The 18,600-nt window shown below is 67.1% G+C and carries 21 protein-coding genes; 3 read left to right on the forward strand and 18 right to left on the reverse strand.

Going from position 1 to position 18,600, the window contains the following annotated elements; genetic code table 11:
- The first annotated feature begins 138 nt into the window (after positions 1 to 138).
- Positions 139 to 1,251: an ABC transporter substrate-binding protein gene (locus AC07O3_RS23335; protein ID WP_093078365.1), complete on the forward strand. Its 1,113-nt coding sequence runs from the start codon at positions 139 to 141 to the stop codon at positions 1,249 to 1,251.
- Between the two features lie 185 nt (positions 1,252 to 1,436).
- Positions 1,437 to 2,549 (forward strand): ABC transporter substrate-binding protein, encoded by a 1,113-nt coding sequence (locus tag AC07O3_RS23340; protein ID WP_093056730.1) that lies wholly within the window; start codon positions 1,437 to 1,439, stop codon positions 2,547 to 2,549.
- Positions 2,550 to 2,558: 9 nt separating this feature from the next.
- On the opposite strand, the gene AC07O3_RS23345 is transcribed toward AC07O3_RS23340, so the two are convergent.
- The 14 genes from AC07O3_RS23345 to AC07O3_RS23410 all read right to left on the reverse strand — a co-directional run bounded on the left by AC07O3_RS23345 (position 2,559) and on the right by AC07O3_RS23410 (position 13,761).
- On the reverse strand, positions 2,559 to 2,708 hold the full coding sequence (locus AC07O3_RS23345) for a hypothetical protein (RefSeq protein WP_019656389.1): 150 nt from the start codon (positions 2,706 to 2,708) through the stop codon (positions 2,559 to 2,561).
- A gap of 119 nt (positions 2,709 to 2,827) precedes the next feature.
- Complete coding sequence (locus AC07O3_RS23350) at positions 2,828 to 4,522, reverse strand: MFS transporter (protein WP_093056731.1); 1,695 nt, start codon at positions 4,520 to 4,522, stop codon at positions 2,828 to 2,830.
- A gap of 172 nt (positions 4,523 to 4,694) precedes the next feature.
- Entirely contained in the window at positions 4,695 to 5,351 is a 657-nt protein-coding gene (locus AC07O3_RS23355; protein ID WP_495340444.1) for a 2-hydroxychromene-2-carboxylate isomerase, read from the reverse strand.
- Positions 5,348 to 5,614 (reverse strand): DUF1289 domain-containing protein, encoded by a 267-nt coding sequence (locus AC07O3_RS23360; protein ID WP_093056733.1) that lies wholly within the window; start codon positions 5,612 to 5,614, stop codon positions 5,348 to 5,350. Before AC07O3_RS23360 ends, AC07O3_RS23355 begins: the two co-directional genes overlap by 4 nt.
- Positions 5,611 to 6,099, reverse strand: coding sequence for a YbaK/EbsC family protein (locus AC07O3_RS23365; protein WP_093056785.1), 489 nt, complete (start codon positions 6,097 to 6,099; stop codon positions 5,611 to 5,613). The genes AC07O3_RS23360 and AC07O3_RS23365 overlap by 4 nt, the downstream gene beginning before the upstream one ends.
- Before the next feature lie 65 nt (positions 6,100 to 6,164).
- Positions 6,165 to 6,803: a homoserine/homoserine lactone efflux protein gene (rhtB, locus tag AC07O3_RS23370; RefSeq protein ID WP_093056734.1), complete on the reverse strand. Its 639-nt coding sequence runs from the start codon at positions 6,801 to 6,803 to the stop codon at positions 6,165 to 6,167.
- A gap of 3 nt (positions 6,804 to 6,806) precedes the next feature.
- Complete coding sequence (locus AC07O3_RS23375; RefSeq protein ID WP_495340445.1) at positions 6,807 to 7,727, reverse strand: hydroxymethylglutaryl-CoA lyase; 921 nt, start codon at positions 7,725 to 7,727, stop codon at positions 6,807 to 6,809.
- 138 nt (positions 7,728 to 7,865) lie between these two features.
- Positions 7,866 to 8,159, reverse strand: a complete 294-nt coding sequence (locus tag AC07O3_RS23380; protein ID WP_093177283.1) for an acylphosphatase — start codon at positions 8,157 to 8,159, stop codon at positions 7,866 to 7,868.
- Positions 8,160 to 8,175: 16 nt separating this feature from the next.
- A complete protein-coding gene (locus tag AC07O3_RS23385) occupies positions 8,176 to 9,345 on the reverse strand; it encodes an acyl-CoA dehydrogenase family protein (protein ID WP_097197904.1) in 1,170 nt (389 codons plus the stop codon).
- Positions 9,342 to 10,571 carry a CaiB/BaiF CoA transferase family protein gene (locus AC07O3_RS23390; protein WP_495340446.1) on the reverse strand — a complete coding sequence of 410 codons (1,230 nt, stop codon included), beginning with the start codon at positions 10,569 to 10,571 and terminating at the stop codon, positions 9,342 to 9,344. The genes AC07O3_RS23385 and AC07O3_RS23390 overlap by 4 nt, the downstream gene beginning before the upstream one ends.
- The gene (locus tag AC07O3_RS23395) at positions 10,568 to 11,584 is read right to left on the reverse strand and encodes a Bug family tripartite tricarboxylate transporter substrate binding protein (RefSeq protein WP_093056739.1); all 1,017 of its coding nucleotides are present in this window, start codon (positions 11,582 to 11,584) and stop codon (positions 10,568 to 10,570) included. The genes AC07O3_RS23390 and AC07O3_RS23395 overlap by 4 nt, the downstream gene beginning before the upstream one ends.
- Before the next feature lie 28 nt (positions 11,585 to 11,612).
- Positions 11,613 to 12,005 (reverse strand): cupin domain-containing protein, encoded by a 393-nt coding sequence (locus tag AC07O3_RS23400; protein WP_495340447.1) that lies wholly within the window; start codon positions 12,003 to 12,005, stop codon positions 11,613 to 11,615.
- Positions 12,002 to 12,751 (reverse strand): IclR family transcriptional regulator, encoded by a 750-nt coding sequence (locus AC07O3_RS23405; RefSeq protein WP_495340448.1) that lies wholly within the window; start codon positions 12,749 to 12,751, stop codon positions 12,002 to 12,004. Before AC07O3_RS23405 ends, AC07O3_RS23400 begins: the two co-directional genes overlap by 4 nt.
- Before the next feature lie 89 nt (positions 12,752 to 12,840).
- Positions 12,841 to 13,761 carry a 2-hydroxyacid dehydrogenase gene (locus AC07O3_RS23410; RefSeq protein ID WP_495340449.1) on the reverse strand — a complete coding sequence of 307 codons (921 nt, stop codon included), beginning with the start codon at positions 13,759 to 13,761 and terminating at the stop codon, positions 12,841 to 12,843.
- 94 nt (positions 13,762 to 13,855) lie between these two features.
- Between AC07O3_RS23410 and AC07O3_RS23415 the strand changes: the two genes are divergently transcribed.
- Positions 13,856 to 14,170 carry an EthD family reductase gene (locus AC07O3_RS23415; protein ID WP_495340450.1) on the forward strand — a complete coding sequence of 105 codons (315 nt, stop codon included), beginning with the start codon at positions 13,856 to 13,858 and terminating at the stop codon, positions 14,168 to 14,170.
- Positions 14,171 to 14,185: 15 nt separating this feature from the next.
- Here AC07O3_RS23415 and yfcF read toward each other — a convergent pair whose 3' ends face one another.
- From yfcF to AC07O3_RS23435, 4 genes are all read right to left on the reverse strand, one after another.
- Positions 14,186 to 14,818: a glutathione transferase gene (gene yfcF / locus AC07O3_RS23420; protein ID WP_307615955.1), complete on the reverse strand. Its 633-nt coding sequence runs from the start codon at positions 14,816 to 14,818 to the stop codon at positions 14,186 to 14,188.
- Positions 14,819 to 14,875: 57 nt separating this feature from the next.
- Entirely contained in the window at positions 14,876 to 15,859 is a 984-nt protein-coding gene (locus AC07O3_RS23425; RefSeq protein WP_495340451.1) for a DUF4349 domain-containing protein, read from the reverse strand.
- Between the two features lie 69 nt (positions 15,860 to 15,928).
- Positions 15,929 to 17,932: an acetyl/propionyl/methylcrotonyl-CoA carboxylase subunit alpha gene (locus AC07O3_RS23430; protein WP_440532799.1), complete on the reverse strand. Its 2,004-nt coding sequence runs from the start codon at positions 17,930 to 17,932 to the stop codon at positions 15,929 to 15,931.
- Positions 17,925 to 18,599 (reverse strand): DUF4126 domain-containing protein, encoded by a 675-nt coding sequence (locus tag AC07O3_RS23435; RefSeq protein WP_093177270.1) that lies wholly within the window; start codon positions 18,597 to 18,599, stop codon positions 17,925 to 17,927. The genes AC07O3_RS23430 and AC07O3_RS23435 overlap by 8 nt, the downstream gene beginning before the upstream one ends.
- Position 18,600: the final 1 nt, after the last annotated feature.

Raw genomic sequence — 18,600 nt, forward strand, 5'->3', positions numbered from 1 at the left:
GGTTTGCGCACTGCGTCACAAGGTCGGTGGCCGCGCAGGGGTTTGTCCGGATGGAGTTTCAGACACTTTCAGAAACAAATACGACATTTGTTTTCACATGTTCCCGGGCCAGTTCCTGCATTCCCTCGAAAGACTCCCATGACAAAGACGCGCATGCTTTGCGCCGCCGCCCTGCTGGCCCTCAGCGCCGTGGGTGCGTCGGCCCAGATCCTGATCGGCCAGACCACCGGCGTGACCGGCTCGGTGGCCGCGAGCGTGAACGAGACCATCGGCGGCGCGCAGCTGCTGATCGACTCGGTCAACGCCCAGGGCGGCATCCACGGCGAGAAGATCGAAATACTGCGCATGGACGACGGCTTCGACGTGAAGCGCGCCAGCGAAAACGCTCGCGTGCTGATCGAAGACAAGAAAGTGCTGGCGCTGTTCATGAGCCGCGGCACGCCGCATTCGCAGGCCATCATCCCGTGGCTCGACAAGTACGACGTGGCGCTCATCGGCCCCTCCACCGGCGCGATGGTGCTGCACAAGCCGCTGCAGAAGCACGTGTTCAACGTGCGCGCCACCTACCAGCGCGAGGCCGAGAAGGCCGTGCAGCACCTGCTGACCATCGGCCTCACGCGGATCGCGGTGGTGCACGTGACCGACTCGTTCGGCACGGACGCACTCGAAGGCGCGATGACCGGCTTCGCCAAGGGCAAGGCCAAGCCGGTCGTGACCATTCCGGCCGACCGCGACAAGCCCGACTACAAGGTCATCGTGCCGGCCATCAAGGACGCCAATGCGCAGGCCGTGGTGTGGATCGGCTCGGGCGTTGCCGTGGTCGACGGCATCAAGGCGCTGCGCGCGGGTGGCTCGGCGGCGCAGGTGGTCACGCTGTCGAACAACGCCTCCTCGGGCTTCATCAAGCAGCTGGGCGACGCGAGCAAGGGCGTGATCGTGACGCAGGTGTTCCCGAACGAGCGCTCGCTCGGCCAGCCGATGGTGAAGGAAGCCCAGGCACTCGCACAGGCCAAGGGCCAGGCGGAGCTGTCGCCGGCAATGCTCGAAGGCTTCGCCTCGGCCAAGGTGCTGGTGGAGGCGCTGCGCCGCGCGGGCCCCAAGCCCACGCGCGCGAAGATGGTCGCTGCGCTCGAAGGCCTCAAGGGCTACGACCTGGGCGGCGGGCTTGAAGTGAGCTATTCGCCGCAGGACCACAGCGGCATCGACTTCGCGGACCTTTCGATCATCAGCGACGGGCGCTTCAAGCGCTGAGCCCCGCCCCTCGACTACGCCTTTCGAACCAACGGCCCGCCGGCAAAACCGGCGGGCCGTTGGCCCTGGGCATTCTGCAAACCTTGGTTTGACAGGGTTTCCGCGAACTGGCGGCAAGTGACGTTCAGCAACACATTACACACCTGCTGACAGAAGCACTCCGCTTCGTGGAAAGGCTTTGCTCGATGAAAAAGACGTTCACGTCCTGCGCCGTGGCGCTGCTCCTGGCCATGGCGGCCCCGGGCGCATCGGCCCAGATCCTGATTGGCCAGTCGGCCGATCTTTCGGGGCCGGTGGCGGCCAGCGTCAAGGAAACCATCATGGGCTCGCAACTGGTCATCGACCAGGTCAACGCCCAGGGCGGCATCAACGGCGAGCAGATCGAGGTGATCCGCATGGACGACGGCCTCGACGCCAAGCGCTCGCTGGAGAACACGCGCGTGCTCATCGAAGACAAGAAGGTCGTCGCGCTGCTGCTCAACCGCGGCACGCCCAACACGCTCGCGGTGATTCCGCTGCTCGACAAGTACGGCGTGGCGCTGGTCGGCCCTTCGACGGGTGCGATGGCGCTGCACAAGCCGCTGCAGAAGAACATCTTCAACGTGCGCTCGACCTATCAGCGCGAGGCCGAGAAGGCCGTGCAGCACCTGCAGACCACCGGCATCCAGCGCATCGCTGTCGTGCAGGCCGACGACTCCTTCGGCAAGGATGCGATGGAAGGCGCGAACAAGGGCTTCGAGAAGGCCAACCTGAAGCCGGCCGTGGTCGCGCTGGCCGACCGCAACAAGCCCGACTTCGCGGCGATCGTTCCGCAGCTGACCAAGGCCAACGCACAGGCGGTGCTGTGGATCGGCTCGGGCACGGCCGTGACCGACGGCATCAAGGCGCTGCGCGCCGCGGGCTCGGCGGCGCAGATCATCACGCTGTCGAACAACGCGGCCTCGGGCTTCATCAAGGAACTGGGCTCGGCGAGTGCCGGCGTGATCATCACGCAGGTGCTGCCCTACGAGCGCTCCTTCGGCCACCCGCTCATCAAGGAAGCGCTGGCGCTGGCCAAGGCCAAGGGCCAGAACGACCTGTCGCCCGCGCTGCTCGAAGGCTTCGTCGCCACCAAGGTGATGGTGGAGGCGCTGCGCCGCACGGGCCCGAAGCCCACGCGCGCAAAGCTCATCGCCACGCTCAACAACTTCCAGTACGACGTGGGCGGCGGGCTCGACGTGAGCTACTCGCCGACGGACCACACGGGCATCGACTTCGTAGACCTGTCGATCGTCAGCGACGGCAAATTCAAAAGATAAGGCGGCGCCTTACTTGGGCGCAGCGGCGGGCGCAGGCTCGTGCGTGGTGGTATCGCCACCATGCTTCTCGCCCGACATGTCGACCTTGTCGCCGGCCTTGGAGATCACGTACAGAGCAATGGCGGCAAAGATGACGAAGCCGACGACGAGTTTCCACATGGGTGTTGTCTCCTGACGAGGTTGATTGATTCGAGGGGTTCAAGAAAAAGGCCTCATGCGGTTGGCATGAAGCCTCTTTGTTGAACGGAGGGCATGGCGCCCTCCTGTGCGAGCGACGCTCAGTCGTTCGCGTAGATGTCCACGTTCTTGGTTTCGCGGATGAAGATCGTGCCCACCACCAGCGTGATGCCGGCAATGATGATCGGATACCAAAGCCCGTTGTACATGTTGCCGGTGGAGGCCACGATGGCGAAGGCCGTGGTCGGCAGCAGGCCGCCGAACCAGCCGTTGCCGATGTGGTACGGCAGGCTCATCGAGGTGTAGCGGATGCGCGTGGGGAACAGCTCGACCAGCATCGCCGCGATCGGGCCATAGACCATCGTCACCAGCAGCACCAGCCAGAACAGCAGCAGCACCGTCATCACCTTGTTGATCTTGGCTGGGTCGGCCTTGGCCGGGTAGCCCGCAACCTTCAGGTCTTCGGCCACGCCCTTCTTGAAGGCAGCGATTTCCTTGGCGGAGTTCTCGTCGAACTTGGAGTTCGCGACGTTGCCGACCGGCGCCTCGACCGACTTGTCGCCGATCTTCACGATGGCCTTCGAACCCGGCGCGCCGGCCACGTTCTCATAGCTCACCGAGTTCTGCACGAGGTAGCGCTTGGCGATGTCGCACGAGCTGCGGAAGTCGATCTCGCGAGCCACCGGATTGCCCTGGAACGAGCAGGTCGCCGGGTCGGCCGTCACCGTGACGGCGGCCGTGGCCTGTGCGCGGGCCAGGTCGGGGTTGGCGGCTTCGGTCAGCATCTTGAAGACCGGGAAGTAGGTGACCACGGCCAGCAGGCAGCCGGCCATGATGATTGGCTTGCGGCCGATCTTGTCCGACAGCGTGCCGAACACCACGAAGAACGGCGTACCGAGCAGCAGCGCGGCGGCAATCATCAGGTTGGCCGTGGTCGCATCGACCTTCAGCTGCGCAGTCAGGAAGAAGAGCGCGTAGAACTGGCCCGAATACCAGACCACCGCCTGGCCTGCGGTGAGGCCGACCAGCGCCAGGATGACGATCTTCAGGTTCTTCCACTCGCCGAACGACTCGGACAGCGGCGCCTTCGAGGTCTTGCCCTCGGCCTTCATCTTCTGGAAGGCCGGCGATTCGCTCAGCGACAGGCGGATCCACACCGAGATGCCCAGCAGCAGGATCGACACCAGGAACGGAATGCGCCAGCCCCAGTCGTTGAACACCGCTTCGCCGAGCCATTCGCGCACGCCCAGGATCACCAGCAGGCTCAGGAACAGGCCGAGCGTTGCCGTGGTCTGGATCCACGAGGTGTAGGCGCCGCGCTTGCCGTGCGGCGAGTGCTCGGCCACGTAAGTGGCGGCACCGCCGTATTCACCGCCGAGCGCCAGGCCCTGCAGCATGCGCAGCGCGATCAGGATCACCGGCGCCGCGACGCCGATGGTCGCGTAGCTGGGCAGCAGGCCGACGATGAAGGTCGACAGGCCCATGATCAGGATCGTGACCAGGAAGGTGTACTTGCGCCCGATCATGTCGCCCAGGCGGCCGAACACGATGGCGCCGAACGGACGCACCAGGAAGCCGGCGGCGAACGCCAGCAGCGCGAAGATGAAGGCCGCGCCCGCATCCAGGCCACTGAAGAACTGCTTCGCGATGATCGCGGCCAGCGAACCGTAGAGGTAGAAGTCGTACCACTCGAACACGGTGCCGAGCGAGGAGGCGAAGATGACTTTCTTCTCCTCCGCTGACATGGGCCGGGGGGCCGGATGCGGCACTCCCCTCGAATCTAGTGTGGCTGCCATTGGTCATCTCCTGTGTATGCGTTCGTTGCGGTTCCCGGCATTCGGGACCGTGAGGCATTCTTGGAGGCGCGACTGACCCGAGCCTTGCGCGAAACTGAACCGACGCTTACGGATTAGGGTGAAACCCGCGCAGCGCGTTTCAGCCTGTAAGAAATTCGGCCCTTACCGGGTTTTACCTAGGTGCCTGGTTCTTGCTGCTGCGCAGCAGGGATGGGCGCTGGTCGGCCAAGGTCCATTGCGGGCCGTCGAACCATGCGTCGCCCATCAGATAGGCACGCAGCATCTGGAGGCCGTCGAAGCCCCAGAACAGGCGGCCGTCGACCACATACGCAGGCGTGCCGAACACGCCGAGCTGCAGGGCCTCGTCGGTGTTGCGCTTGAGCAGGGCCTTGCTCTCGTCGCTGCTCGCTTCGCGCTTCGGCTTCAGCTGCGTGGTGAGCGCAGCAAGGCGCGTGGCGTCGCCAGGCTCTTCACCGCCGCGCCACACGTGGCGGAAGACGGTCTCTGCCACGAGGCGGCTGATGCTGCCGTCGTCACTGGTCGACAGCGCGAGCCGCAGGTGGGCCAGCGGGTTGTAAGGATGCGAGGCCGGCATCTCGATCTCGATGCCGTTCGCATGGCCCAGCCAGAGCACGTGGCGATACGTCCATCTGCGCTTCGACGGAATCTCTGCCGGGCCGAGTTGCCCGTGCTGCTTGAGCAGCGCACCCAGCAGCACCGGCTTGTACGCCACGCTGTAGTTCAGGCCTTCGAGCGCCTCGGGCAGGTGTTCGAACGCGAGGTGCGCGTAGGGCGAGATGAAGTCGAGATAGAAGTCGATGTGCTTCATGCGTGCCTGTCTCCTGTGTCGGCTGGAGCCCGCCAGATGCCGGCCTTGGCCCGCAACTCTATCGCTCGCCACACATGGCGCCGCGTTTCGTCTTCCATCTTGCTCCAGCCCGCGATCTCGGGAATGGTGCGCAGGCAGCCTTCGCAGAAGCCGCTCAGGCGGTCCATGCGGCACACCGACGAGCACGGCGAGGGCACGTCTTGCGCCATGGCCTGCACGGCCACGGCGCGTTCGGCGAGCGTTTCCGCCTCGTCGAAATTCACACCACGTCCGCTACCGGCGCACCGGTGAGCTTCTCGAGGTCATGCGGGCGCAGCTGGAACACCGCATGCGGATGTCCTGCGGCCGCCCAGATTTCCTCGAAGCGGAACAGCTCGCGGTCGATCAGTACCACGGGCTTGGTCACATGGCCCACGGGCGAGACGCCGCCGATGGTGAAGCCGGTGCGCGCCTTCACGAAGTCGGCATCGGCACGGCCGGTCTTGCCGACCAGCGCATCGACCTTCTTCTCGTCCACGCGCTTGTCGCCCGAGGTGATGACCAGCACCGCCACTTCGTCGCTCTTGCGGCGGAAGATGATGCTCTTGGCGATCTGCCCCACGGAAATGCCGAGCGCATCGGCCGCCTGCTGCGCGGTGCGGCAGGCGTCGTCGAGCATGCGTGGCGAATGGGGATGGCCGGCGTCCTGCAGCACGCGGGAGACGCGCTGGACGCCTTCGGGGAGGGAGTGGAGTTCAGAGCCGCACATGGACATGGATTCGAATCTATCAGGCACCGTGGTGCCGGGGGAATGAGGAAACGGGTCCGCAGCCTCTACGCGCTGCGCTTGAATGCAAACAGGAATGCGCCCATCGCCATCAGCACGCCGCCGAAGACGCGGTTCTGCGCACGCCGGGCGCGCACGCTGCGAAGCACGCCCTGCAGCCGCGCGGCCAGCCAGGCGTAACCGTGCATCACAGTCACGTCGACCATCACCGTCGTGGCCAGCAGCACCAGCAGCTGCAGCCACAGCGGCCGTGTCGGCTGGATGAACTGCGGCAGCACGGCCGCCATGAAGACGATGCCCTTGGGGTTGGTCACGTTGGTCAGGAAGCCGCGCAGCACGCGCTGCGGCGCAGTGAGGTCGGGCTCGGAAGCCGCCTCCTGCGCGTTGCCGTCGATCTTCGCAACGGGCGCGCGCCACTGGCGCCAGCCCAGCCACAGAAGGTAGCAAGCGCCGACCACTTTGATGACCGTGAACGCGGTGGCCGAGGCGGTGAGCACCGCGCCCACGCCGAGCCCGGCCACCAGCAGGATCACGGCGAGCCCCAGCTGGAGCCCGACGATGGTCGCCGTGGTGCGCCGCACGCCGTAGCTGAGCCCATGGCTCATGCTGAGCACCGCGCCCGAACCGGGCGACACGGCGATGACGCAACTCGCCACCAGGAATGCGAGCCAGACTTGCAGGTCCATGCTTCAACCCGCCCTCTTGGTGCGGATGGCCTTCGAGGCACGCGAGTTCGGCTCGCGGCCCAGCGCCTCGCTGATGTACACGCCTGCGTCGATCAGCCTGTCGAGGTCGATGCCGGTCTCGATGCCCATGCCGTGCAGCATGTAGACCACGTCTTCGGTCGCCACGTTGCCGGTCGCGCCCTTGGCGTACGGGCAGCCGCCCAGGCCGGCCGAGGACGATTGGAAGTTCCACATGCCCATCTCGAGCGCCGCCAGCGTGTTGACCAGCGCCTGCCCGTAGGTGTCGTGAAAGTGGCCGGAAATGGCGTCGACATCGAAGTGCGCCAGCGTGGCCTCCATCGCCGCCTGCACCTTGCGCGGCGTGCCCACGCCGATGGTGTCGGCCACGTCCACGCGCTGCACGCCGATGCCCTTCATCAGCTGCGCGAGGTAGCCGACCTTGGCCGGCGCGATCTCGCCTTCATAGGGGCAGCCCACGGTGCACGACATGGCGCCGCGCACACGGATGCCCTTCTCGAGCGCCGCGGCCACCACGGGCGCAAAGCGCTCGATGCTCTCGGCAATGGAGCAGTTGATGTTCTTCTGGCTGAAGGCCTCGCTGGCTGCGCCGAACACCACGATCTCGTCGGGCCACTCTTCGCGCGGCGCGGCGATGGCGGCCTCGAAGCCTTTCATGTTGGGCGTCAGCACCGAATAGCGCACGCCGGGCTTGCGCCTGATGCCGTGCATCACCTCGGCGTTGTCTGCCATCTGCGGCACCCACTTGGGGCTCACGAAGCTGGTGACCTCGATCTCCTTGAGCCCCGCGTCCTGCAGGCGGTGCACGAGGCCGATCTTCACTTCGGCCGAGACCGGCTGCTTTTCGTTCTGCAGGCCGTCGCGCGGGCCGACGTCGACGATCTTGACTTTGGTGGGGAGTTTCATGGGATGTCTCTTGTGTCGCGGGAGGATGAGAAACCGCCTTCGATTGTCCGACACATGCAATTGCCCTGCTTGGTACACAAGCCGCGGAAGGTAGCAATGCCCGCCTGCGGGGTTGCAAATGGCGCCAGCCGGCGGGTACTAGGCGGTTTCGCGCTGCTCGAAGCCCTCGGGCACGCCGTGCGTAGCCGCATCGCTCACGTCGACTGCATCCACGCGCGCACCGTCCGGCCCCTGGCGCGCCCAGCGGATCAACTCTTCCACCGCGTCGGCCCCGCCGGCTGCAAGCGCCTCCACGCTCCCGTCGCGCCGGTTGCGCACCCAGCCGCGCACGCCGAGCCGCTTCGCCGCCTGCACCATCGACCAGCGGTAACCCACGCCCTGCACGCGGCCGCGGATGGCGAGGTGGCGGGTGACGATGGCGTCGTTGTTCATGGCGTGGTGGTGCAGATCAGTACGACTTGGGCAGCCCCAGCGCTTTTTCGGCGATGAAGTTCAGGATCATCTGCGGGCTCACGGGTGCGATACGCGGAATGTAGCTCTCGCGCAGCAGCCGCTCCACGTGGTATTCCTTCGCATAGCCCATGCCACCCAGCGTGAGCACGGCGTTCTGGCAGGCATCGTGCGCCGCTTCTGCCGCGAGGTACTTGGCGGCGTTGGCCTCGATGCCGCAGGGCTCACCCGCGTCGTACAGCGTGGCGGCCTTGAGCATCATCAGATCTGCGGCCTCCAGGTTGGCCCAGGCCCGCGCCAGCGGATGCGCCACGCCCTGGTTCTGGCCGATGGGCCGGCCGAACACGACGCGCTCCTGTGCGTACTGCGAAGCGATGCGCAGCGCCGCGCGGCCGATGCCGATGGCTTCCGCCGCGATCAATATGCGCTCGGGGTTGAGGCCGTGCAGGATGTATTCGAAGCCCCGCCCTTCCTCGCCGATGCGGTCTTCTTCCGGCACTTCGAGCCCGTCGATGAAGAGCATGTTCGAGTCGACTGCCGCACGGCCCAGCTTGTGGATCTCGCGCACCTCGACCTTGCTGCGGTCCAGCGGCGTGTAGAACAGCGTGAGACCCTGCGTGGGCTTCTTCACCTGGTCCAGCGGCGTGGTGCGCGTGAGGATCAGCATGCGGTCGGCCACCTGCGCGGTCGATATCCAGATCTTGCGGCCGTGCAGCAGGTAGCCGCCATCCGGCTGTCGCACCGCCTGCGTCTTGAGGCTGGTGGTGTCGAGCCCCGCGTCGGGCTCGGTCACGGCGAAGCAGGCTTTCTCCTTGCCGGCGATCAGCGGCGGCAGGAAGCGCTGGCGCTGCTCCTCGCTGCCGAACACCACCACCGGGTTGAGCCCGAAGATGTTCATGTGCACCGACGACGCGCCCGACATGCCTGCGCCTGATGCACTGATGGCGCGCATCATCAGCGCCGCCTCGGTGATGCCGAGCCCCGCGCCGCCCTGCGCCTCGGGCATGGCGATGCCGAGCCAGCCGCTCTCGGCCACGGCGCGGTGGAACTCGTGCGGGAACACGGCACGGTCGTCGTGGTCGCGCCAGTAGTCGGCGGGAAAGTCTTCGCAAAGGCGTTCGATGGCCGCGACGAGCGAGCGCTGGTCTTCATTCAGGGAGAAATTCATTCTTCGCCGTCTTTCTTCAATGGGTCCGGTAGCAGCGTGACGCCGCTTTCGAGCATGCGTTCGATGGCCTCGTCGCCGTAGCCCGCTTCGCGCAGCAACTCCACGCTCTGCTCGCCGATGCGCGGCGTGGGGCGGCGGATGGCGGTGGGCGTGGCGCTGTAGCGGCCGACCGGCGCGAGGGTGCGGATGCGGCCCTCGGTCGGATGGTCGAGCTCGGGGTAGAAACCGACGGCGCGCAGGTGCGGGTCGTCGAGCAGGCTGTCGGTGCTGTGCAGCCGCGCGACGGGAATGTCCGCGGCATCGAGCGCGGCAAACCATTCGTCGCTGCCGCGCGTGGCCATCACCTCGGCCACGAAGGCGTAGACCGCGCCGATGTTCGCGGCGCGCGCGGTGTGCGTGCCGAACATCGGCGAGCTGCGCAGCTCGGGCCGGCCGATCACATCGAAGAAGGCCTGCCAGTGCTTGTCGTTGTAGATGAGCACGCTGAGGTAGCCGTCGGCCGTGGCGTAGGGCTTGCGATGCGGTGCGAGCAGGCGCGCATAGCCGGTGGGGCCGAGCGGCGGCTCGAAGCTGTGGCCGCCGAGATGGTCGCCCATGACGAACTGCGACAGGGCTTCGAACATGGGCACTTCGACGGCCTGGCCCTTGCCGGTGCGCTGGGCATGCAGCACGGCGGCGAGCAATGCGATGGCTGCTTGCAGGCCGACGGCGCGGTCGGCCAACGTGACGGGTGCGTAGCGCGGCGCGCCGCCGCTTTGCTGCGCGAACAGCGAGGCGACGCCTGCTGCACCTTGGATGAGGTCGTCGTAGGCGGGCTTGCCGGCGTAGGGGCCCTGCTCGCCGTAGCCAAAGGCGCCGAGGTAGACGATCTTCGGGTTGACCGCAGCCACGGCTTCGTAGCCCAGCCCGAGCCGCGCCATCGCCTGCGGCCGCGTGTTGTAGATCAGCGCATCGCACCCCGCCGCCAGCTTCAGGCAGGCCTCGCGCCCCTCGGGCTGCTTGAGGTCGAGCACGATGGAGCGCTTGTTGCGGTTGAGGTGCATCGCCATCGCGCCCATGCCCGGGTGGCGCATCGGGCCGACGGCGCGCAGGTTGTCGCCGCCGGGCGGCTCGACCTTGATGATGTCGGCGCCGAGGTCGCCGAGCGTCTGCGTCGCATACGGCCCCATCACCACGGCCGTGAGGTCGAGGATGCGGATGCCCTCCAGAGGTCCGGTCGCACTCATTCGGGCTGGATCCCCGCGGCCTGGATCAGCTTCTTCCACTTCGCAAGCTCCGACACGGTGAACGCGCCCAGCTCTTCCGGCGTGCTGCCGAAGGCATCGAAGCCCAGCTTCGCCACGCGCTCCCGGAAGGCCGCGCCGTTGGCCATCTCGGACAGCGCCTTGTTGAGCTTCAGCACGATGTCGCGCGGCGTGCCGGCCGGTGCGAACACACCGTTCCACGAAGTGATGTCGAAGCCTTTCAGCTCGGGCGTGTCGGCCAGCGGCGGCAGCTCGGGAAAGAGCTTGGTGCGCTCCTGCGTGGTGACGGCAATCGCGCGCATCTTGCCGGCCTTCACCGTGGCAAGGCCCGCGGCGAGGTCGACCACCATCATCGACACCTGTCCGCCGATCAGGTCGGCAATTGCAGGCGGCGTGCTCTTGTAGGGCACGTGCAGCATCGGCACGCCGCTCATGCGCGACAGCGTGGCGCCGCTCACGATGCCGGTGCTGTTGCCGCTCGCATAGGTCAGCTTGCCGGGGTGCGCGCGGCCCCAGGCCAGCAGCTCGGCCACGCTTTTGACGGGCAGGTCGTTGTTGACCACCAGCATGAACGGCAGGTTGCCCATGCGGCTGACGGGCGCGAAGTCTTTCACCGGGTCGTAGGGCAGCGACTTCATCAGGCTCGGGTTTGCCGAGTGCGTGGTGTTGGTCGTCATGAACAGCGTGTAGCCGTCGGGCGGCGCCTTGGCGACGAACTCGGCCGCGATGACGCCGTTGGCGCCGGCCTTGTTGTCGACGATGACCGAAGCCTTGAGCGCCTCGCCGAGCATCTGCCCGGTGATGCGCGCCACTGCATCGGTGCCGCTGCCGGCCGCGAAGGGCACGACGAGCCTGATCGGCTGCTTCGGGTAGCCGTCCTGCGCGAAGGCCCATGGCACGGTGCCGGCAAGCCCCGCGGCCGCGCCGATGGAAATGAAACGGCGGCGGTTCGCCACCGCGACCGTTTGACCTGTCGCGTTCTTCGTCGTCTGCATGTGGTTTGTCTCCGGTTGTTGTGTCGGTTCAGGGCCGGATCACGCGCTCCGGCGATTCCTCGTACGGCGGGCTGTAGATCACCAGCACGCGCACCGGCTCGTCGCTCACCACCGTGAAGGTGTGCATCGCGTCGGCCGGAAAAAAACAGCTGTCGCCGGGGTGCAGCTCCTGCCGCTGGCCGCCCACCTCGGCGACCGCGCGGCCTTCGAGCATGTAGCAGACCTGCTCGATGCCCGGGTGCGCATGCGGCAGCGCACCCTTGCCCTTCTGGATGTGGCCGACCAGCACTTCGAGCTGCCTGGCGCCCACGGTCTCGGGGCCGATCAGGCGCTTGTTCAGCGTGCCGGTGTGGTTGGCCGGGTGGTAGCCGGCGATCTCGTCCTCGCGGACGAAGTAGCGTGGGGCAGCAGTCGTTGTCATCGTGGGCTTTCTGTCTTGGGTTCGATGGCGAGGCAGGCCGAGCGCAGCATTGCGGCGATCTCCTCGACGCGCGCCTCCATGCGGTAGCGCGGGCCTGCAACCGAGATGGCATAGGCCTCGCCGCCGATGCGCAGCGGCCAGGCCAGGCCGATCAGGTCGGGAATGCTTTCGCCGAGGTTGCCGTACCAGCCGCGCGCAGCGGAGCGCTGCAGCTCGGCCTCGATGGCGTCTGCGGTAGTGAGCGTGGCCTCGGTCAGCGGCGCGAGCGTCATGCCGCCCAGCAGCTTGCGGCGCGCTTCGGCGTCGAGCGTGGACAGCAGCGCGCGGCCCAGCGAATTGGCGTAGGCCGGGCGCGTTTCGCCCGATTCGGCCGTGTAGCGGATGCTCTGCGGCGCGCTCAGCACCTCCAGGTAGACCACCAGGCCCGCATCGCGGAACTTGGCGAAGACCACCGTCTCGCGCGCCGCGTCGCGCAGCTCTTCGAGCGTGGACTTCACCCGGTCGAGCACCGGGTCGTGGGCGGCGATGACCTGCGCCATCGCAAGCAGCCGGCCCGTCGGGTAGTAGCCTTGGCGGCGGCCGGTCTCGTACATGTAGCCCTGCTCTTCGAGCGTGCGGATCAGGCCCAGGCAGCTCGACACCGGCATGTCGAGCAGGCGCGCCATCTCGGACAGCGCCAGCGGCTGCTTCTCGCGGGCAAAGAGCTCGACGATCTCGATCACCCGAAACGCAGTTTTCACAGTCATGAAAAGATTTTCATACTTGTGAAAAACTTGCGCTTCGGGGTTTCCCCTGCCCGCGCCCTATTCCGGCGGGCCTGACGTAGCTTGCGCCGTCAGTAGCCGCGCGCGGGATCGACCACGCCGGCGACCGGCAGGCCCTGCTCCATCGCGCGGATCTTCCCGGCGATCTGGGTGATGGACTCCTCGCGCAGCGTGCGCGCCGAGCCGTGCGGTGTCACGGTGATCTTGGGATGCCGCCAGAAGGCATGCTCCGCCGGCAGCGGCTCGACCTGGAACACGTCGAGCGTCGCGCCCGCGAGCTGGCCCGCGTCGAGCATCGGAATGAGGTCGTCCTCCACCAGATGGCCACCGCGCGCGATGCTGATGAGATAGCCCTCGGGCCGCAGCTTGCCCAGCGTGTTGCGATTGAGGATGCCGCGCGTCGCCTCGGTCAGCGGCAGCAGGTTGACCAGCACGCGCGTGGACGACAGGAACTCGTCGAACTGCGCCTCGCCGCTGAACACGCGCACGCCGTCGATCTCTTTTGGCGAACGGCTCCAGCCCAGCACCGGAAACTCGAACTGCACCACGGCCTTGGCCACGCGCTCGCCGAGCACGCCCAGGCCCATGATGCCGACCGGGAAGTCGCGCCGCAGCTTCGGCTTGCGGTAGCTCCACTTGCCTTCGCGTGCATCGGCCTCGTAGGCGTCGAACTCGCGGAAATGGCGAATGAGCGTGTGGCAGACGTACTCGGCCATCTGCACCGACATGCCCGCGTCGTCGAGCCGCACGATGCGCGTGTGCGCCGGCACCTTGAGCTTGAGCAGCGCGTCGACGCCCGCGCCGATGTTGAAGATGCCGCGCAGCTTGGGCTGCTCATCGAGAAACTCCTGCGGCGGCGCCCAGACCACGGCATGGTCGGCCTGTGGCGCGCCGGGCTTCCAGGCTTCGATGACGGCGTCGGGGAGTTCGGCCTTCAGGCCTTCGATCCAGGGGTCTGGGCGGTTGTCGGTGAGGTAGACGGTGATTCGCATGGGCACGCATCTTAGGTCGCGCCCGCGTCGCCCTCGGCTTGTGCGGGCACTGGCCATCTCCTATCCTCGAACGCTCACCTCAGGAGACCCCTACATGATCAAATTCAGCGTGATGTATCCCCACGCCCCCGGCGTACGGTTCGATCACGACTACTACCGCGAAAAGCACATGCCCCTGATCAAGGCCCGCATGGGCGACGCATGCCTCTCGTACACCATCGACAAGGGCCTTACCGGCGGCGCACCGGACTCCGCGCCCACCTACGTCGCCATGTGCCACGTGTTCGCCGAATCGGTCGAGGCCTTCCAGAATGCCTTCGGACCGCATGCGAAGGAGATCAGGGGCGACGTGAAGAACTACACCGACATCGCGCCGGTGATACAGATCAGCGAAGTGGTGGTGGGCTGACGGGCCGCCTCGCCCTCAGCGCAGCGGCCGCTCCAGCGCCACCCAGCTCTGGACGGACGGCCGCTGCCACTGCCGGTCCGCGTACGACGCCAGCCGCTGCGGCACGGCGTCTCCGTTCATGACCAGGCGATTCAGCATCAGCGCCAGGTCGACGTCGGCGATGGACCACTCGCCGAACAGGTTCTCCGCGTCATCGGGAAGCAGCGCCTGTGCCACCTGGAAGAGCGTCTTCGCCGACTGGTGCGCCACCGCCGACAACGGTGCGCTCGCCGGGCCGTAGAAGATCACCTCGGTCGAGCGCTCCTGGCGGATCGGCATCAGGTCGCTGCGAAGCCAGGCCTGCAGCTGGCGCGCGCGGGCTCGGGCACGCGGCTCGGCCGGGTACAGCGCCGTTCCCTGTGCGAAGGTCTCGTCGATGTACTCGGTGATCGCGGACGACTCCGACAGGGAGAAGTTGCCGTGCACCAGCGTCGGCACGCGCTGCGTCAGCGAGAGCTGCGAGAAGCCGGCCGCCCGGTGCTCCAGCGCCCCAAGGTCGACGGGGGACAAGTCGAAGTCCAGCTGCTTTTCATGCAGCGCCACGAACACCGACATGGCATAGGGGCTGGTGAACTGGGCATCCACGTAGAGACGTAGCGGATCCGGCATCGAGAAAGGCTCCTGCGTAAGAAAAAGGGCCTCAAACCGACCCTCCCGCGATCTTACTTACTTGGCTTCCCTGGCTGTGGCGCGGCGACGACGCCACAGCACGCGCACCAGCCATCCCATCGGCAGCACCACCAGCACCAGCCACGGCAGCACCGCCGCGATGAAGGTGATCAGCGAGCCCACGCTTTCCGCCAGCACCGAGCCCGCGTTGCGCAGCGCATGCCCCATCGGGCTGTACCCATCGCTGCCACTCACCAGCGCGCGCCTGGGCGTGAACTGGATCTGGATGTGCTGCTTGCTGGTCTGCTGCGCCAGCACCTTGCGCTGCGTGGCGATGGCGTCGAGCTCGGCCTGCGTGTCCGACAGCGTGCGCTGGATGGCCAGCAGGTCGGCCATGGTGCGCTTGGTGACGGTGTCGCGCAGCATCGTACGCAGGCTGTCGCGGAACTCGGTACGGTTCTTGATGCGGGCCTCGACGTCGATCACCTCGGCGGTCTTGTCCTCGCTGGTGGTGGTGTGCGAGACCACGTTCGCCACGCCGGCCAGGCCGCCGAGCAGCTTGTCGACATCGGCGGGTTCCACGCGCATCTCGAGCATGGCGTTGCCGGGCTGCTGCGGCGTCTCGCGCAACAGGGAAGACGACAGCAGCTCGCACTTCAGCGAACCGCACAGGTCGCGCACCTTGCCCCAGGCATCGGCCAGCTGCTCGGCCGGCACCTCGACGTTCAAGTCCTGCCGCACGGCCAGGAAGCGCTGCAGCGGCGTGTTGTCCTGCGACTGGTCGGTGGCCGACGGTGCGGAGGCCGGTTCCGCGGAACGCATCCGCGCCTCCTTCCTCATGGCCATGCCACCGGCATAGCCAGCTGCAGCCTGCATGGGCGCGGGCGGCGGCGAGGCCGGCTCGGCAAGCGCGGCAGTCTCGTTGTTCCTGCAGTCGCAACCGGCGAGCGACAGCGCGGCCGCCAAGGCCAGCAGGACGATGCCCGCGCGGTGGCGGGCAGAGAGGAAACGGGGCGAACCGGAAGGCGTGCGATAGGTCATGGAGAGTTCCCTTGAATGATGACTACCGCAGCTGATACGGGCAGGCGCCCGGAACGGGGTTAAGTTTTTTCAGGCGGCCGCGGCACCCATTCGCAACAACTCGTCGCCTTCGGCCACCTGCTCGCCCGGCGCGAACATCAGCTCTTCCACCGTCCCGTCGGCCGGCGCTGCGATGGTGTGCTCCATCTTCATGGCCTCCATCACCGCAAGCGGCTGGCCGCGGCTGACCTTGTCGCCGGCCTTGACCGCGAAGGACACGACCTTGCCCGGCATAGGCGCAGTGAGCCGGCCGCCTTCGGCCTGCGTGTCGCCAGCGTGGGCGAGGCGATCGATGGCGGTGATCTTCGTGGCGCCCTTCGAGGCGAAGATGTGGGCGGTGGCGCCATCGACGTGCACGTCCAGCGTCTGGCGGTTGCCCGCGAACTCGACCTCGAACTCACCCGACGGGAACTGCCCGACCACCAGCGGGCCTTCGGCGCCGCCGGCTTCGAGCCACAGGCTGCCGTCGCGCTTGTAGGTCAGCAGGGCGATCTGTTCGGCGCCGCGAAATTCGAAGTCGAAGCGGCGCAGGTATTCGCCGTGCGAGCGCCAGCCGTCGCGGCGTTCGAACGGGTCGGGCACGCCAACCGGCCGTTCGGTGACCAGCGTGCGCGTGATCGCGGCGGCGGCTGCCAGCGGCAGGCCCAGCGCTTCGCGGTCGAACAGCACGGCGCGCTCGCGCTCGATCAGCGCGGTGTCGAGGTTGGCCTTCGAGAACGACTCCGTCGCCAGAATGCCGCGCAGGAACTGCACGTTGGTCGACACGCCCACGATCTGCACCTGCGCCAGCGCGGCGTCGAGCCGGGCCAGCGCCTCTTCGCGTGTAGTGCCGTGCACGATGAGCTTGGCGATCATCGAGTCGTAGAAGGGCGAGATCTCGCCGCCCTCGCGCACGCCATCGTCGATGCGCACGCGACTGCGCTGGAAGGCCGTGGCTTGCGGCTTGCGATACACGCGCAAAGTGCCGGTGGCGGGCAGGAAGTTGTTGTCGGGGTTCTCGGCGCAGATGCGTGCCTCGATGGCATGGCCGTGGATCTGCAGCTCTTGCTGCTTCGCGGGTAGCGTCTCGCCCGATGCCACGCGCAGTTGCCATTCGACGAGGTCGAGGCCGGTGATTGCTTCGGTCACAGGGTGTTCAACCTGCAGGCGCGTATTCATCTCCATGAAGAAGAAGTTCATCTCGCCGCCCTCGCGCTGCTCGACGATGAATTCCACCGTGCCCGCGCCCACGTAGTTCACCGCACGTGCCGCGGCCACGGCGGCATCGCCCATCTGCTTGCGCATCGCCTCGGTCATGCCGGGCGCGGGCGCTTCTTCGAGCACCTTCTGGTGGCGCCGCTGCACCGAGCAGTCGCGCTCGAACAGGTAGACGTAGTTGCCGTGCGTGTCGCCGAACACCTGGATCTCGATGTGGCGCGGGCGCTGCACGTACTTTTCGATCAGCACCGCATCGTCGCCGAAGCTGTTGATGGCCTCGCGCTGGCACGAGGCCAACGCGGCGGCGAAGTCTTCGGCCTTGTCGACCGCGCGCATGCCCTTGCCGCCGCCACCCGCGCTGGCCTTGATGAGCACCGGGTAGCCGATGCGATCGGCCTCGCGCTGCAGCAGCTGCGGGTTCTGGTCATGGCCGTGATAGCCCGGCACCAGCGGCACGCCGGCCTTTTCCATCAGCTGCTTCGACTCGGCCTTCAGGCCCATCGCCTTGATGGCCGAGGGCGGCGGGCCGATGAAGACCAGGCCCGCGTCGGCGCAGGCCTGCGCGAACTCTTCGTTCTCGCTGAGGAAACCGTAGCCCGGATGCACGGCCTCGGCGCCCGTGGCCTTGGCGGCTTCGAGGATCTTTTCCCAGCGCAGGTAGCTGTCCTTCGGGGCGCTGCCGCCGAGGTGCACCGACTCGTCGCAGGCGCGAACGTGGTTGGCATGCGCGTCGGCATCGGAGTACACGGCGACCGTGCGAATGGCCATGCGGCGCGCCGTCGCGGCAACCCGGCAAGCGATTTCGCCGCGATTGGCGATCAGGATCTTCTTAAACATTCGGAGTGTCTCCCGGAGGATTCTTTTTCAGTTGGAATGCGGGCACCACGCCCGGATCGGGTCGGCCGCTGAAGATGCGGGCCACGCGGGCGAACAGCGCCTTGAGGAAACGCCAGCTCTTGCGGATGAGCCACACGCTCAGCACAAGCACCAGCACGAACAGCACGAGAAAGACGAAGGGATGCGCCACCGCGAGCCACAGGCCCGCCGGCACCATCGTGTCTTCGACCAGCGAAGCGCCCACGTTCGAAAACGGCTCGGGCGATGTGTTGATGGCCGCGCGCGTCGTGGCCTTGGCCGCATGCGCCGTGGCCGCGAAGCTGCCGCCCACCAGCGCCGCGACGACGGCCATTGCGCCATGGTCGGCGCCGAACACGCTGGCCGCGAGCGCCGCGCCCGCGGGAATGCGAATGGCCGTGTGCACCACGTCCCACAGCGAATCGAGGCCGGGAATCTTGTCCGCGAAGAACTCGATGAACACCATGAAGCCGCTGGCCGCGATCACGACCGGGTGCGCCAGCAGTTGCAGCCCGCTCGGCAGCGGCACCCAGCCGAAATAGCCCACCACGCCGGTCAGCAGCACGACCAGGTAAAGCCGCACGCCGCTGGCCCAGCCGATGGCGGCGGCCAGTGCGATCAGCTGGGGCATGTCGAGGCTGGTGTTCATG

The organism is Variovorax sp. GW821-FHT09D05 (assembly GCF_059416325.1).

What these genes read in the sequence shown, in the direction of transcription:
- AC07O3_RS23435 (WP_093177270.1), bottom strand. Translation starts at nt 18,599, where the DNA reads ATGAACACCAGCCTCGACATGCCCCAGCTGATCGCACTGGCCGCCGCC.
- AC07O3_RS23355 (WP_495340444.1), bottom strand. Translation starts at nt 5,351, where the DNA reads ATGAAGCACATCGACTTCTATCTCGACTTCATCTCGCCCTACGCGCAC.
- AC07O3_RS23415 (WP_495340450.1), top strand. Translation starts at nt 13,856, where the DNA reads ATGATCAAATTCAGCGTGATGTATCCCCACGCCCCCGGCGTACGGTTC.
- AC07O3_RS23375 (WP_495340445.1), bottom strand. Translation starts at nt 7,727, where the DNA reads ATGAAACTCCCCACCAAAGTCAAGATCGTCGACGTCGGCCCGCGCGAC.
- AC07O3_RS23385 (WP_097197904.1), bottom strand. Translation starts at nt 9,345, where the DNA reads ATGAATTTCTCCCTGAATGAAGACCAGCGCTCGCTCGTCGCGGCCATC.
- AC07O3_RS23400 (WP_495340447.1), bottom strand. Translation starts at nt 12,005, where the DNA reads ATGACAACGACTGCTGCCCCACGCTACTTCGTCCGCGAGGACGAGATC.
- AC07O3_RS23380 (WP_093177283.1), bottom strand. Translation starts at nt 8,159, where the DNA reads ATGAACAACGACGCCATCGTCACCCGCCACCTCGCCATCCGCGGCCGC.
- AC07O3_RS23345 (WP_019656389.1), bottom strand. Translation starts at nt 2,708, where the DNA reads ATGTGGAAACTCGTCGTCGGCTTCGTCATCTTTGCCGCCATTGCTCTG.
- AC07O3_RS23365 (WP_093056785.1), bottom strand. Translation starts at nt 6,099, where the DNA reads ATGTGCGGCTCTGAACTCCACTCCCTCCCCGAAGGCGTCCAGCGCGTC.
- AC07O3_RS23390 (WP_495340446.1), bottom strand. Translation starts at nt 10,571, where the DNA reads ATGAGTGCGACCGGACCTCTGGAGGGCATCCGCATCCTCGACCTCACG.
- AC07O3_RS23430 (WP_440532799.1), bottom strand. Translation starts at nt 17,932, where the DNA reads ATGTTTAAGAAGATCCTGATCGCCAATCGCGGCGAAATCGCTTGCCGG.
- AC07O3_RS23410 (WP_495340449.1), bottom strand. Translation starts at nt 13,761, where the DNA reads ATGCGAATCACCGTCTACCTCACCGACAACCGCCCAGACCCCTGGATC.
- rhtB (WP_093056734.1), bottom strand. Translation starts at nt 6,803, where the DNA reads ATGGACCTGCAAGTCTGGCTCGCATTCCTGGTGGCGAGTTGCGTCATC.
- AC07O3_RS23335 (WP_093078365.1), top strand. Translation starts at nt 139, where the DNA reads ATGACAAAGACGCGCATGCTTTGCGCCGCCGCCCTGCTGGCCCTCAGC.
- AC07O3_RS23405 (WP_495340448.1), bottom strand. Translation starts at nt 12,751, where the DNA reads ATGACTGTGAAAACTGCGTTTCGGGTGATCGAGATCGTCGAGCTCTTT.
- AC07O3_RS23350 (WP_093056731.1), bottom strand. Translation starts at nt 4,522, where the DNA reads ATGGCAGCCACACTAGATTCGAGGGGAGTGCCGCATCCGGCCCCCCGG.
- AC07O3_RS23340 (WP_093056730.1), top strand. Translation starts at nt 1,437, where the DNA reads ATGAAAAAGACGTTCACGTCCTGCGCCGTGGCGCTGCTCCTGGCCATG.
- AC07O3_RS23395 (WP_093056739.1), bottom strand. Translation starts at nt 11,584, where the DNA reads ATGCAGACGACGAAGAACGCGACAGGTCAAACGGTCGCGGTGGCGAAC.
- yfcF (WP_307615955.1), bottom strand. Translation starts at nt 14,818, where the DNA reads ATGCCGGATCCGCTACGTCTCTACGTGGATGCCCAGTTCACCAGCCCC.
- AC07O3_RS23425 (WP_495340451.1), bottom strand. Translation starts at nt 15,859, where the DNA reads ATGACCTATCGCACGCCTTCCGGTTCGCCCCGTTTCCTCTCTGCCCGC.